The 14430-nt window shown below is 62.5% G+C and carries 12 protein-coding genes; 7 read left to right on the top strand and 5 right to left on the bottom strand.

Going from position 1 to position 14430, the window contains the following annotated elements:
* The first annotated feature begins 177 nt into the window (after nt 1-177).
* Both FHT75_RS05460 and FHT75_RS05465 read left to right on the top strand, forming a co-directional pair.
* Nucleotides 178-882 carry a helix-turn-helix transcriptional regulator gene (locus FHT75_RS05460; protein WP_028755578.1) on the top strand — a complete coding sequence of 235 codons (705 nt, stop codon included), beginning with the start codon at nt 178-180 and terminating at the stop codon, nt 880-882.
* Nucleotides 883-912: 30 nt separating this feature from the next.
* Nucleotides 913-1350 (top strand): response regulator, encoded by a 438-nt coding sequence (locus FHT75_RS05465; RefSeq protein ID WP_028755577.1) that lies wholly within the window; start codon nt 913-915, stop codon nt 1348-1350.
* Nucleotides 1351-1499: 149 nt separating this feature from the next.
* Here FHT75_RS05465 and FHT75_RS05470 read toward each other — a convergent pair whose 3' ends face one another.
* The 4 genes from FHT75_RS05470 to ybaL form a co-directional block, all read right to left on the bottom strand.
* The gene (locus FHT75_RS05470; RefSeq protein WP_183844739.1) at nt 1500-2216 is read right to left on the bottom strand and encodes a sensor histidine kinase; all 717 of its coding nucleotides are present in this window, start codon (nt 2214-2216) and stop codon (nt 1500-1502) included.
* A gap of 162 nt (nt 2217-2378) precedes the next feature.
* Entirely contained in the window at nt 2379-4928 is a 2550-nt protein-coding gene (gene secD, locus FHT75_RS05475) for a protein translocase subunit SecD (protein WP_028755575.1), read from the bottom strand.
* A gap of 86 nt (nt 4929-5014) precedes the next feature.
* Nucleotides 5015-5395, bottom strand: coding sequence for a hypothetical protein (locus FHT75_RS05480; protein WP_028755574.1), 381 nt, complete (start codon nt 5393-5395; stop codon nt 5015-5017).
* A gap of 54 nt (nt 5396-5449) precedes the next feature.
* On the bottom strand, nt 5450-7270 hold the full coding sequence (ybaL, locus tag FHT75_RS05485; protein ID WP_183844738.1) for a YbaL family putative K(+) efflux transporter: 1821 nt from the start codon (nt 7268-7270) through the stop codon (nt 5450-5452).
* A gap of 34 nt (nt 7271-7304) precedes the next feature.
* On the opposite strand from ybaL, the gene FHT75_RS05490 reads away from it, so the two are divergent.
* Entirely contained in the window at nt 7305-7610 is a 306-nt protein-coding gene (locus FHT75_RS05490) for a helix-turn-helix transcriptional regulator (protein WP_028755572.1), read from the top strand.
* A gap of 6 nt (nt 7611-7616) precedes the next feature.
* On the opposite strand, the gene FHT75_RS05495 is transcribed toward FHT75_RS05490, so the two are convergent.
* A complete protein-coding gene (locus FHT75_RS05495; protein ID WP_183844737.1) occupies nt 7617-9038 on the bottom strand; it encodes an ArnT family glycosyltransferase in 1422 nt (473 codons plus the stop codon).
* Between the two features lie 726 nt (nt 9039-9764).
* Here FHT75_RS05495 and FHT75_RS05500 point away from each other — a divergent pair.
* The 4 genes from FHT75_RS05500 (at nt 9765) to FHT75_RS05515 (ending at nt 14427) form a co-directional block, all read left to right on the top strand.
* The gene (locus FHT75_RS05500; protein ID WP_183844736.1) at nt 9765-11393 is read left to right on the top strand and encodes a globin-coupled sensor protein; all 1629 of its coding nucleotides are present in this window, start codon (nt 9765-9767) and stop codon (nt 11391-11393) included.
* A 63-nt stretch (nt 11394-11456) separates the two neighbouring features.
* A complete protein-coding gene (locus tag FHT75_RS05505) occupies nt 11457-11753 on the top strand; it encodes an STAS domain-containing protein (RefSeq protein ID WP_003545491.1) in 297 nt (98 codons plus the stop codon).
* The gene (gene cheY1, locus FHT75_RS05510) at nt 11750-12115 is read left to right on the top strand and encodes a chemotaxis response regulator CheY1 (RefSeq protein WP_003570362.1); all 366 of its coding nucleotides are present in this window, start codon (nt 11750-11752) and stop codon (nt 12113-12115) included. The genes FHT75_RS05505 and cheY1 overlap by 4 nt, the downstream gene beginning before the upstream one ends.
* A gap of 17 nt (nt 12116-12132) precedes the next feature.
* Nucleotides 12133-14427 carry a chemotaxis protein CheA gene (locus FHT75_RS05515; protein WP_097595988.1) on the top strand — a complete coding sequence of 765 codons (2295 nt, stop codon included), beginning with the start codon at nt 12133-12135 and terminating at the stop codon, nt 14425-14427.
* Nucleotides 14428-14430 lie beyond the last annotated feature (3 nt).

The following is a 14430-nucleotide window of genomic DNA, read 5'->3' on the forward strand; positions in this document are numbered from 1 at the left end:
GCCCGTGCATCACCTGTAGTTGAGATAATTGATGATTTCCGCCTTAAATATCGAAAGTCCCCGTTTTCGATATCTCTCATCAAGTTGTCTCGCAATTTTTGTAGCTCTTCGCGTCTAAGACGTATATCCCAAGATTTCGGGATCGGAGGCATCGGCGGGAGGAGAGGAAGAGTGGGAATGAACAATGCCCCGGCAATTCCCTTTCACGCCGGACCGGAACTGAGCCGGGCGATCAACCGCACCGATTTTTTCCGTCTGCTGAAGTCGGCGGCGCAGCATTACAACTTCGACAATTTCGCGCTTGCCCGCATTTCCGAGGCTTCAGCTCCTTTCGGTGAACGCGATATTGTCATCACCAATGTTGCCGAGCGGCGTGTCGGCCTTTTCATCACCACATTGAAGGAAGCGCTCGGGACCGTCCGGGCAAAGTCCGCCCAGTTCCTGGCAACGCCGGTCCATGGCCGGAGCGCGCAGCCGGAAGATCATCCCTCCGAGCTGGTTTTCAACGAGTTCCTGAGCGGCGTCTTTCTGTTCATCCCGCTGTTCACGCCGGAAGGGCGGCGCTATTGCCTCGTGCTCAGCGGCGAGCGTCAGGAGCCCGATCAGAGTGAGATCGCCGACATGCTTCTCGATGCCATGCGCATTTTCGACAAGCTCTACGAGGAAATCCTGACGCCGGAAATGTCCGGACGGCTGACGCAGCGCGAATCGGAAATCGTCAAATGGACGAGCGAAGGCAAGACGTCGGCGGAGATCGCCATCATTCTCGGTCTCTCCGAACATACGGTCAATTCGCACATCACCGCGGCCGCGCGCAAACTCGACGCCGTCAACCGCGTTCATATGGTGGCGATCGCCTTGAGGAATGGTTTGGTGTCGTGAAGTTGGTTTCGGGATTGGGGAAATGAGACGATGATCACCGAAACGGGCCGAAGGAACGCCGTCAAGGTTCTGTTTGTCGACGACGAATTCATCGAATTCCGCGCGCTCAAGAAGAAGATCGCCGATCTCTCCGAGCCGGCCGTCGAGGTCGAATATTCGCCTTCGATCGGTGACGCGCTGGAAAAGATCCGCTTGGAGCGATTCGATCTCATCCTGCTCGACAACCGCCTTCTGCCGAACGCCGATTTCCGCGAAACGGTGCCGGAACTGCGCGGCATCGGCTATACCGGACCGATCGGCGTCGTCTCGACCGATATATCGGGTGGCTATTTCCAGGAATTCCCGGATTACGGCGTCGATTTCCGTATCGGCAAGGACGAAATCGATGCGCAGACGCTGCAGCATATCATCCGCGAATATGTGACCTATGACGTCCCGGATTTCTGGAAGGACGACTACAGCATCTAGAGCAATTCCAGGAAAAGTGCGAAGCGGTTTTTGCCGGGAATTGCGTAAAAACAAAAGGATAGAGCGGTTCGGCGCTTCCCTAAAAGCTGAACCGCTTTAAAGCAATTTCCAGCAAAACCACTGCACGCTTCTGCTGGAAGTTGCTGATTTCAAGCAATAGGAAGGCGGATGCTGAAGCGGCTGCCGCTTTCATCCGAATGCTCGAGGCTGATATCGCCGCCCAGCGCCGTCAGAAACTCCCGCGCCGTCGTCAATCCGAGACCGGCGCCCTGAACCGCTCCCGCTTTCGGCAATTTCCAGAAGGGCTCGAATATCCGCTCCCGATAGGCCGAATCGATGCCCGTGCCATTGTCGGAGATGCGGATAAACCAGTCGGTGCCCTCTCGCACTGCCGCAATCGTCACATGCGGTGGCGCTTCGCTGCGATAGGTGAGGGCATTGGTCAGCAGATGCCGCAGCACCAGCCCGAGCAGGGCAGGATCGGTCCGGATGGAGGGCAGGCCCACGCTTTCAAGCGTCGCGCCGCGAACCTCGGTCTCGTCGGTCAACTCGCCCCAGATATTGTCGGCCAGCGCCTGCAGATCCACCTCTTCAGGCGTCACCTGGGGCGTTCCGCCGGCAAGGCTCATCAATGCCTTGGTGAGGCGCTGCGCGGCTTGCGCTTTCTCCAGGATCATCCTGAGGCTCTGCAACTGTTCGCCGTCGAGCGTCTCCTCGAGATCGTCGAGCAGCAGCTCGGCATACATGGCGATGTGGCGCAGCGGCGATTGCAGGTCATGCGAGGCGGTCGCGAGAAAACGCTTGATGCGCTCCTCGCTGTCGCCGGCGACAGCGGTTTCCGGCGGTCTTGTCGGGTTGGATGACATCTGGCGGCTTCCCCGATCTCAATGACAGCGCCGCGTCTCTTCAGGTGCGCAAAGGACGCGGTAACACTTTGAATTGGCACATAATGCAGTCGCCGACAATAGAAAGAGGGCGCCGGCTCTGCAACCGGCGCCCTCTTCAAGGGTACGTTAACAACGAGATTCTCAGGTCGCCGATTTGCGCGGGCGGCCCTGTTCTGGCGGGATGATTTCGACTGCCGCATCGGTTGCCGGTGCCGCCTTGGCATGGCGGCGGCGCCAGTCGCCGAGGAAGAGCAGGATCGGCGCCGCGATAAAGATCGAAGAGGCGCCGGCCACGAGAATGCCGAAGACCATCGGGATCGCGAAGCTCGAGACCGCGCTGCCGCCCCAGATCGCCATCGGCACCAGGGCGAGGAAGGCCGTCGCATTGGTATAGAGGCTTCGTGCCAGGGTCTCGTTGATCGACTTGTCGATGATCTCGCGCAGCGGCATCGACTTATAGAGCCGCATGTTTTCGCGCATGCGGTCATAGACGACGACCTTGTCGTTCACCGAGTAGCCGACGAGCGTCAGGATGGCGGCGATGGCCGTCAAATTGAAGTCGAGGCCGGTGATTGCGAAGAAGCCGATCGCCTTGGTGACATCGAGCACCAGCGTGACGATGGCGCCGACGGCAAACGGCCATTCGAACCGCACCCAGATGTAGATCAGCATCGCGAAGCTTGCGATGACGACCGACAGGATGCCGGCCCAGGCAAGCTCGCCGCTGACCTTCGGACCGATGACATCGGTGCCTTCGACGGTGGCCTTCGGGTCGAGCTTGATGACTTCGGCCTTCAGCTTGGTCACAGCAGCCGTCTGTGCCTCTTCGCCGCCTTCCTGCCGTTGGGCGCGCACGAGAATGCTGTTGTTGTCGCCGAAGGACTGCAGCGAGATTTCGCCGAGGCCGAGGCTGTTCAGCCCCTCACGGAAGGTTCCGAGATCGGCCGGGGCACTGGTCCTGACCGACATCTGGATGCCGCCGCGGAAATCGACGCCGTAGTTGAGGCCGGGGTGAATGAACAGCACGACCGAGGCAATCGACAGGAGCGCCGAAACGGTGACGCCGAAGAAGCGCGCCTTCATGAACTGGATGTGCTTGTCATAGGGGCTGAACGGGATCAGCGGCCTGATGTTCAGCACCTTCAGCCTCTGGCGGCGGGTGATCTCGATCATCGCGACGCGCACGAAGGCGACCGAGGTGAACATCGAGATGATCAGGCCGAGCGCCATGGTCACGGCAAAGCCGCGAACCGGTCCGGAGCCGAAGTAGAACAGGATGGCCGCAGCGATCAGGGCCGTCATGTTGCCGTCGATGATGGTCGAATAGGCACGGCGGAAGCCGGTGTCGATGGCGGCGAAGGCGCTCTTGCCCTTGCGCGTTTCTTCGCGGATGCGCTCGTTGATCAGAACGTTGGCGTCAACAGCAAGGCCGATGCCGAGAACGACACCGGCGATGCCCGGCAGCGTCAGCGTCGCACCGACCAGCGTCAGGGCGGAGAAGGTCAGGATCGTGTGGATCAACAGGGCGACATTCGCCAGCACGCCCCAGGTGCCATAGAGAATGAAGATGAAGAGTGCGACGAGAGCAAAACCGACGATGCCGGAATAAATACCCATCTTGATCGCATCGGCGCCGAGGTCGGCGCCGACGGTGCGTTCCTCGATGACGGTCAGCTTGGCGGGCAGGGCGCCGGCGCGCAGCATGGCGGCAAGCGTCGTGGCGCTGTCGGCCGAGAAGTTGCCGGAGATCTGGCCGGAACCGCCGGTGATCGGCTCGCGGATGACGGGCGCGCTCAGCACCTTGTCGTCGAGGACGATGGCGAAGGGATTGCCGACGTTCTGGCGGGTGATGTCGGCAAAGCGGGTGGCGCCGGCGCTGTCGAAGCGGAAGCTGACGATCGGCTCATGCGTGTTGGGGTCGAAGCTGACGCGGGCATCCGAAAGGCGATCGCCGGAGATTTCGACGCGATCGAGGACCGGATAGGACCGGCCTTCATCGTCCTTCAGCATGGTCACGCCAGGTCCCGGCTGGTTGTTCGGCGCCAGCATGTGGAACGACATCTTGGCCGTGGAGCCGAGAAGTTCGCGCAGGCGCGACGGATCCTGTGCACCCGGAAGCTGGACGAGCACGCGGTTGGCGCCGATGCGCTGGATCGTCGGCTCGGAGACGCCGACCTGGTCGACGCGCTGGCGGATGACCTCGAGGCTCTGCTGAACCGCGTTGTCGACATTGGCGGAAATGCCGGCCGGCGAGAAGCCGACGGTGATCGTGGCGCCGTTTGCGGCGACATCAAGATCGGCCTGGCCGGCGCTGAGACCGGTGCTGATCGGGTTGGCGAGCGTCTTCAGTTCGGTGACGGCGGCATCGCTCTGCGCGGCGTCGGCGAGTGTTACGACGATCTGGTTCTGGCTGCGGACCACGGCTTTCGGCTGGATGCCCTTTTCGCGCAGCACGCGGCGCGCGTCCTGAAGCAGCGATTGCAGCCGCTCCTTGGTCAGGTCGGCTTCGTCGACTTCGAGAACGAGGTGCGAGCCGCCGCGAAGGTCGAGGCCGAGCGACACCTGCTCATGCGGCAGCCATGCCGGAATACGCTGGAGGGTGGATTGCGGCAGGACATTCGGCAGGGCGATCAATAGGCCGAGAAGGATGATCACCGTATAGGTGAACACCAGCCATGGTGAAGTACGCATGTTGTATTCCTTGATATCGAGGGCCGGCGCTTGGGCGCTGGCAGTATGTCGTCAATGGTCGGTCGGAGCGCCGATCGGCGCAAACCTCAGGCAGCGGCGGGCGGTGCGCGCGGCTGATGGGTCCTGGAGACTGCGGCGCGAAGCGAGGCTTCGAATGCCGGAAAAGCGGCTGGCATGGTCCAGCCGGCGAAATCGAGAGCCGGGGCGACGGCAAGGGCAGGCGATCCGGCGTCATGCGCTGCCTGCTTCGGCGCAAGCCTGCGCTCGGTGGCAAGCAATCCGCGCACGGCATCGCGCGCGGTCAGCTGCGGCGGCTGCGGATCCCGATCGGAAGAGGAGAGCGTGTTGACGGTGACAACAGGCGAGATGATCAGGTTGCCGCCGAGAAGCAGGCCGAGATAGGCAAGAATGGCGACGAGGAGGGAGGCGGCGATACGGCCCGTCAGACGGCGCTGCTCCAGCTCCATCTTCTCCGTCCCGGCGATGTCACTCCCGTATCGGCTCAAAAGCGCGCCAATCTCTCATTCTTTTTCCGGCGGAGGTTCATCCGCAGGCATAATTGTATCAGGCCCATGTCCGTCTTCATAGGGCACACTCTCATGATGCACTTGGGCGAGCCGGTCAACCATGCCAAGCGCGATTTCGCGCTCGCCCATGATGACGGTGTCGGCGCCATATTGCTTCAATTCATCGACCTCTGCATCGGAATGGGCGCGGGCGACGATGAGGATCGATGGATTGACGCTGCGCGCCTGCTCGGCGATGCGGCAGGCCTCAAAAGCGTTGGGGATGGCGATGGCAATGCTGCGGGCGCCGGAGAGATTGGCGAGATCGAGCGTTTCCCGCATCACCGCATTGCCCGCCAGGGTTTCGATACCCTGCACCTTCAGCTCGCCGATGCGCTTATCGGAGTCCTCAATGACGAGAAAAGGTGTGGCTGACGACTTGAGATTCTGTCCGACGATGCTGCCAACCCGCCCGTAGCCAACGAGAATGGCGTGGCCGCTGAGAGTAGTCGGGTGCACCTCGTCGTCTTCAGACGGCATCTCCTCCTGGGCTGCTATCGCATCTGCAGCGGGAGCAGGGTCGGCCACGGCGTCTTCGCGCTTTGCACCATCCAGCAGCGGCCGCATGCGGTCGCAGAGGAAGAACAGCAGCGGATTGAGGATGATCGAAATGATGGCGCCGGCCAGGATCAGGTCGCGGCCTTCCTCCGGCAACAGCCCGAGTTCGACGCCGAGGGCGGCGAGGATGAAGGAGAACTCGCCGATCTGGCCGAGGCTGGCCGAAATCGTCAGCGCCGTGCCGAGCGGCTTCTTGAAGGCGAGCACGATCAGCAGGGCGGCGACGGACTTGCCGATGACGATGATGAAGATGGTGGCCAGAATCGGCAGCGGCTTGTCGATCAGGATATTCGGATCGAACAGCATGCCGACCGAGACGAAGAACAGCACGGCGAAGGCATCGCGCAGCGGCAGGCTTTCCTGCGCGGCGCGATGGCTGAGTTCGCTTTCGGCCAGCACCATGCCGGCAAAGAAGGCGCCGAGCGCCAGCGACACGCCGAAGAGCTTCGCCGCGCCAAAGGCGACGCCGAGCGCGATCGCCAGCACGCCGAGCCGGAAGAGCTCGCGCGAACCGGTATGGGCGATGCGGTGCATCGTCCAGGGAATGAGCTTGCGGCCGAAGACCAGCATCAGCGCCACGAATAGCGCCACCTTCACCAGCGTCATGGCGATCATGCCGCCGATGCCGAGATCGAGGCCGAACAGGCGGCTGAGTGCGGCCGAGAGCGGCTCGACAGGAGCGTGGCCCTCGCCGCCGATGCTGGCGGCGGCCGGGATCAGCACCAGCGCCAGCACCATGGCGAGATCCTCGACGATCAGCCAGCCGACGGCGATCCTGCCGCGCTCCGTCTCGACAAGCCGCCGCTCCTGCAGCGCCTTCAACAGCACGACGGTGGAGGCGACCGAAAGCGCCAGGCCGAAGACCAGGCTGCCGCCGGTCGGCCAGCCCATGAAGGCGCCGAGTCCCCAGCCGAGCAGTGTCGCAAAGGCGATCTGCACGATCGCACCGGGCACGGCGATGCCGCGCACCGACAGCAGGTCTTTCAGGGAGAAATGCAGCCCGACGCCGAACATCAGCAGGATGACGCCGATTTCGGCCAACTCCGGCGCAAGGTTCTGATCTGCCACATAACCCGGCGTATGTGGCCCCACAAGCACGCCGGCGATGAGATAACCGACGAGCGGCGGCATCCGCAGCCGATGGGCGAAGGCGCCGAAGATGAAAGCCAGCACGAGACCGCCGACGATTGTCGAAATCAAGGGCGTATCGTGTGGCATCGTCGTCTCCCGATCTGGAAATCCCGTTCGTAATATGACATATATGGTCTATATCGACCAATATGGGCAACTTAAAATCATGGGTCAAGGCGCACGGGAAACAATTCTCACTCCCGCTCTCTGCCGCGCGGCACGCGGCCTGCTCGACTGGACCCAGACCGATCTTGCCGAAAGGGCCGCGGTCTCGCGCAGCACCATTCGCGACTACGAGGGACGGCACCACGACATCCACCGCGCGACGGAGGCGCAGCTGCGCCTCGCCTTCGAGGAGGGCGGCGTCAAATTCGTCGAGATCGAGGGAGCGGGCACCGGTCTCTGCCTGCCCAATCCAGCCGGCTGAATCGGTTCAGGGCGCCAGGCAGGCGGCAGAGACCTTGTAGGCGGAGAGCGTCTTGCCCTTGTAGTTGCCTTGCGTCGGCTGCCAGCTCTTCAGCACCTCGGGCGCCTCGGTGGCGCAGGTGAGGCCCCCGTCCGTCAGGAAAAGCACTTTGCCGGTAATCTCGGCCGGCAGCGCGAATTCCTGCTCGTAATAGCTCTCCGGAAGGCCCGCCGGCGCTCGCGCATAGATCCTGTAGGATGCGTCGCGGAGCGTATAGAAAAGATCGGCGACCATGTCGCGATCGTCGGTCACGATGATGTCGGTGCCCGCCTGACCGGCGAGTGCGGCAGCCTCGCGGCTGACCTCGGCGCGGCCGAGATAGCGCTTCATCAATTCGTCGCCGTTCGGCAGCAGCAACTGCTGCGGAAAGATCGTCGCCAGCGGAAAGAGCAGGCTGGCGATGCCGTTGATGGTGAGCGACAGTTTCAGCCCCTTCGGCCACATCCGGTAAAGCAGCCAGACGGCAAGGATGGTCCCGGCGACATAGGCGGTCACCGCCCAGTTGGCATAGGCCTTGGCGACCGTCGCCTGCAGCGTGATCAGCACCACCACCGGCATCGACAGCCAGACCAGCATCTTTTCCCGGTCGTCGCTCCTGCCCTTGATCATGCGGTACACCGCCCACAGCATCGCAAAGAAGATGATCGGCCCGACGACGCCGAACTGGGCGGAGAAGAATTCAAGCCCGCGACGGAGATTGATGCCGAGTTCGCTCCAATGGGCGATATCCTGCGTATGCCGCACCGTCGTGTTGTCGTGCTGCAGGTTCCACCAGAGGTTCGGCAAGGCGACGACCGCCGCGACCGCGACCGCGATGATGAAATCCCGAATGGCGATGCGCGCCGCCGGAATGAGCAGGAGGGCAATCGCGCCGCCCGGAACGACGAACAGCACGGCATATTTCGACAGGAAGGCGAGGCCGACCCCAAGGCCCATGACGAGCGCCAGCCCGACCGAGCGTCGCTGCGTCAGGCCGAAATAGGCAAGCAGGGCGATCGCGATGAAGAACAGCAGGATGACGTCGGTCGAGAAGAACACCGAAGAAAGCGCCACACCGGGAAGGGTGATGTAGGTGGCGCCCGTCCAGCCTTCGATCTCCGGCCCGACGAAACGCTTTGCTATCTTCATCAGCACCAATGCTGCCGCCATGTGGATCAGCGGTCCGAGCAGCCTGATCCAATAGATGGCGTTGGAGCCGGAAAACTCGGTCATCGCCCGGATCACCCAGGCGATCATCGGCGGCTTGGAATAATAGCCGAGATCGAGATTCTGCGACCAGAACCAGTACTGCGCCTCATCGACGAAAAGGTCCGTCGCATCAAAATTGAGCAGGACGACGCGCCAGAGCGTGAAGCCGAGAACGATGAGGAGACCAGATCTGGGGGACATGAACGAATAGTTCCGCTGACATGAAAGGCGCGAGTGCGATACACCAAAGGTGCCGGACTGCCAACGGGGAAGGGGCGGTCTACAGCATGTCGCACAAAACTGTGTAGCGGTTTTGCGATAACGACATGCGTTGGAAATAAAGAGCCGGAGCGCGAGGAGCGTATCTGAAAGCGCGACGCGCTTAGAACACCCGAAGCGTGCGGGTATCGCGGTGTGCAGCGAGAAAATCGAGGAGGGCGACGGCTGCAAGCAGCGTCATTGCTATCAAGCAGGAACCCAATCCGAGAACAATCATTGCTCTGTCCTTGTCGACGTCATGTCTTGGTTATCGACCGGCATATACCACTGAGCTTGCGTGTGCCTTGTAGCAGCCATGCAACTCCGCAACAGTATTTGCAGCCAACTGCCTTGAATTGCTTCAAAAGCCTGTCCTGCGAAAGGCTTATTAACCTTCAGGCAAGGAATTAACCATAAACATTGGTTTACACGTCGGAATGGGAAGATGCACTCGTTCCCACCAGGCATGACGCCGTCCCGCCGTACCGGGTTGATCCGGTATCCATCTCTTCAGACAGCTCCGAAACATAGCTGATCAGGGGGCTTCGATCCGCCGGTTGTAACCGGCGGTGAGAACCGTCTCCACGCTTCGCGTTCAACGGATGCTGCGCAGGTTTTTCGCCGGGCCGTCGCCCGGAATGTGGTTGGGGACAGGCATTGAGGCAGGACATGCCATCAGATCAGGCTCGTGGAGCGCAGGCAGGCAGCTTGCGCGACCGCCTGCGCTTTGCCGGTCTCGATGCCGACCAGTGCGAGGTGGTGCGCCGCAACCGGCCGGCCCTCGAAGCCCATTTGAAGGCGGGGCTCAGGGATCTCTTCCATCGATTCCAGTCGTTCCCCGACGCCTCGCGCAATTTCGAGAGCGAGCGGCAGGTCGAGCGCCTGCATGATCTGCAGTCCTCGCATTGGGACGTGCTGACCGATGCGCGGTTCGACAGCCTCTATGCCGAGCGCGTCAAGGTGCTCTCCGATACCGAAAACAAGATGGGCCTCGACCCGCGCTGGCATGTCGCCGGCCATGGCGTCATGCTGGAGCATGTCGTTTCCGGTCTTGCCCAGGAGATTGCCGGCCGTCCGCTGTTGCCGTCGGCCAAGCGCCGCAGCCGTGAAATCTCCGATCTGATGACGGCGATCATCCGCATCGTCATGGTCGATGTGGAAATTGCCGTTTCGCTGCGCTTTAACGCGCTGCGCGCCGCCCAGAGCCGCGCGCTCGCCGATCAGCGCGCCGACAACGAGGCTGAGATCGCCCGGATCTTCGGCGATTTCATCGAAGGTCTTTCTGCCCGCGACCTGACGCGCCGCGCGCCCGTCGACGGCGACCATGCCGGGATCGCCGCCGCGCTGAATGGCGCGTTGGACGGCCTTCAGGCGGAATTTGCCGCCATCACAGAGCGAACGCTCAAGGCCGAAGCGGCGACAGGCTCGCTTGCCGGCCTGTCCAGGCAATTCGCCGGCACGGCTTCCGGCCAGGCCGACCGGCTGCAGCTTTCCGCCGCCGCCCTTGCCGGCATTGCCGGCAGCGTTCGCGACGGTGCGGCCGACAGCCGCGCCGCCGAACAGGCAGCCGCCTCGACGCGCGCCGCCGTCGAGGAAAGCGGTGAGGTCGTCGGTCGCGCGATCAGCGCCATGGCCGATATCGAACAGTCGGCGGAAAAGATCGGCCAGATCATCGGCGCGATCGACGAGATCGCCTTCCAGACCAATCTTCTGGCGCTGAACGCCGGCATCGAAGCCGCGCGCGCCGGCGATTCCGGCCGCGGCTTTGCCGTCGTCGCCCAGGAAGTCCGCGCCCTTGCCCAGCGTTCGGCCGATGCCGCCCGCGAGATCAAGACGCTGGTGACGACGACCAAGGCGCAGGTCGACGCCGGCGTGCAGATGGTCGGCCGCACACAGGATTCGATCGGCAGCATCGTGCGTCAGGTCACCGACATCAACGCCGCCATCGCCGGCATCGCCACGAGAACCGGCGAACATGCCGCAAGCCTCGACGGCGTCACATCAGACGTCAAGGGTCTGGGCGGCGAGGTGGCGGAGAGTGCCGGCCTGGCGGAGCGCTCGGCTGAGGGCGCCGACCACCTCCACACCGTCATTCTCGAGCTCGGCCAGACGGTTCGCGAGTTCCGCATCGCTCGGGAAAACGCCAATGCCGGGCGCCCGGCGCCGGTTCGCGCCGCACCACCGCGCGCCATCGAAGCCTCTGCCCGTCCGGCACCGGTCGAAGACGCCTATGAAAATGATGATTTTGGCCTTCCGCAGCCCTTCGCAAGCGTCGGAGGTGGGCGGAATGTTTACTAACCTATCGGATGATTGCCTCAGCTCGTCTTCTCGAGCCGGGGACAAGGGGACAAGGAAAAGCTGATGGCAGCAAAGAAGAGTGGCAAGACGCTGGATTTGACAGCGGTGCTCGACCTCAACGAGGCTTCCGCCTTGCGCGACAAACTCCTCTCCCTCAGGGGCAGCGGCCTTTCGATCGACGCATCGGGCGTCGAACGGATCGGTGCTCTTTGCGCCCAGGTTCTGATGTCCGCCGAGAAGACCTGGGAACAGGACAAGCAGCCGTTCACCTTCTCCAAGGTGTCCGACGCATTTCAGAAAACCATGCAGCTGGTTGGCGTCAATATTGACCACCTGCTTGCCAAGGAGATTCGGCAATGAAGAAAAAAGTTCTTACCGTGGATGATTCCCGCACCATCCGAAACATGCTGCTCGTGACGCTGAACAATGCCGGCTTCGAGACGATCCAGGCGGAAGACGGCGTCGAGGGCCTCGAGGTTCTCGAAGAGTCCAATCCTGACGTCATCGTGACCGACATCAACATGCCGCGTCTCGACGGTTTCGGCTTCATCGAAGGTGTTCGCCGCAACGAGAAATATCGGGCGATCCCGATCCTGGTCCTGACCACCGAAAGCGACGCGGAAAAGAAGAACCGCGCCCGCCAGGCCGGTGCCACGGGCTGGATCGTCAAGCCTTTTGACCCGGCCAAGCTGATCGATGCCATTGAGCGTGTAACCGCTTAAACCCAGGATTTGCTCCTATGGATATGAACGAAATCAAAGAGATCTTTTTCCAGGAGTGCGAGGAACAGCTCGCCGAGCTGGAATCCGGTCTTCTGAAAATGAATGATGGCGATCGCGATCCGGAAACCGTCAATGCGGTGTTCCGTGCCGTGCATTCGATCAAGGGTGGCGCCGGCGCCTTCGGCCTTGATGATCTGGTAGCCTTCGCCCATGTTTTCGAGACCACTCTCGATTGCGTTCGATCCAACAAGCTTGAGCCGACCCAGGACGTCCTGAAGGTGATGCTGAAGTCGGCCGACGTGCTGGCCGACCTGACGAATGCTGCACGCGACGGCGGCAGTGTCGATGAAAGCCGCAGCCGCGGCCTCGTCAAGGAGCTCGAGGCGCTGGCCAATGGTGAGTTGCCGTCTCCTTCGGCATCGGCCGAGGCGCCTGCGCCGAAGGCCGCCGCAAAGCCCGCGGCCAAGGCCGCTCCAGCGCCGGCCGTCAAGCCGACGGATGACAGCGGCTTCCAGCCGATCCCCTTTTCCTTCGACGATTTTGGCGGCGAAGGCGATGCGGACTCCGACCTGCCGACCTATGAAGTCATCTTCAAGCCGCGCTACGAACTCTATTCCAAGGGCAACGACGCGACCCTGCTGCTGCGCGATCTCTCGCGCCTCGGCGAAATGACCATCTATTGCAACACGGACGAGCTGCCGGGCCTCGAGGAACTCGATCCGGAAGGCGCTTATTTCTTCTGGAACGTCACGATCAAGACGGACAAGGGCGAGGACGCCATTCGCACCGTCTTCGAATTCGCCGAATGGGATTGCGAACTGACGGTGAAGCCGCTCGAGGAAGCAAGGGCCGACGCGACCAGCAACGACGAACTGCCGATGGTGCCGGTTCCCTTCGATCTGTCGATCCTGGATGAAACGGGCGCAACCGAAGACGTTGCCGCCGACGCGCGCGCCGAAGAGACGGCCGCCGCCGTTGCCGCCGCCGAGACCGCCTCCAACGTCACGCAGATGGCCGCAGCCGCAGCCCGTGTCGAGAAGAAGGAATCGGCCGCCGCCGCAGCCGCCGCCGCAAGCGCTGCCGCCCAGAACAATGCCGCCGGTGCCGGCCAGACGATCCGCGTCGATCTCGACCGTGTCGACCGCCTCATCAACCTCGTCGGCGAATTGGTCATCAACCAGGCGATGCTGTCGCAGAGCGTCATCGAGAATGACACGACCGGCACCTCCTCGATCAATATGGGCCTCGAGGAGCTGCAGCAGCTCACCCGCGAGATCCAGGACTCGGTCATGGCGATCCGCGCGCAGCCGGTGAAGCCGGTCTTCCAGCGCATGTCGCGTATCGTCCGCGAAATCGCCGACATGACCGGCAAGTCGATCCGCCTGATCACTGAAGGTGAAAACACCGAAGTCGACAAGACGGTCATCGACAAGCTGGCCGAGCCGCTGACCCACATGATCCGCAATGCCGTCGACCACGGCATCGAAACGCCCGAAAAGCGCGCAGCCGCCGGCAAGAACACCGAAGGCACGGTTCGCCTGACCGCCAAGCATCGTTCGGGACGCATCCTGATCGAGCTTGCCGACGACGGCGCCGGCATCAACCGCGAGAAGGTCCGCCAGAAGGCGATCGACAACGATCTCATTCCGGCCGATGCCAACCTTTCGGACGAGGAAATCGACAACCTGATCTTCCTGCCGGGTTTCTCGACGGCCGACAAGATCTCCGACATCTCCGGCCGCGGCGTTGGCATGGACGTCGTCAAACGTTCGATCCAGGCGCTCGGCGGCCGCATCAACATCACCTCGAAGCCGGGTCACGGCTCGGTCTTCACCATGAGCCTGCCGCTGACGCTCGCCGTTCTCGACGGCATGGTGGTCACCGTTGCCGGCCAGACGCTGGTCGTGCCGCTGACGGCGATCGTCGAAACCCTGCAGCCGGAAGCGGCCGCGATCCACTCCTTCGGTGCCAACCACCGGCTGATCTCGATCCGCAACTCGTTCTGCCCGCTGGTCGATGTCGGCCGCATCCTGAACTTCCGAGCGACCCAGGCCAATCCTGTCGAGGGCGTGGCGCTTCTGGTGGAATCCGAAGGCGGCGGCCAGCGCGCCCTGATGGTCGATGCCATCCAGGGTCAGCGCCAGGTGGTCATCAAGAGCCTGGAGGCCAACTACACCCACGTGCCGGGCATCGCCGCCGCCACCATTCTCGGTGACGGGCGCGTGGCTCTCATCCTCGATGTCGACGCGGTTGTCGGCGCCTCGCGCGGCCAGTCGCTCAAAGCGGAAATGTCGTTAGCAGCGGTAGGGTAAGGG

This window comes from Rhizobium sp. BK112 (assembly GCF_014193215.1).
GTDB lineage: Bacteria > Pseudomonadota > Alphaproteobacteria > Rhizobiales > Rhizobiaceae > Rhizobium > Rhizobium anhuiense.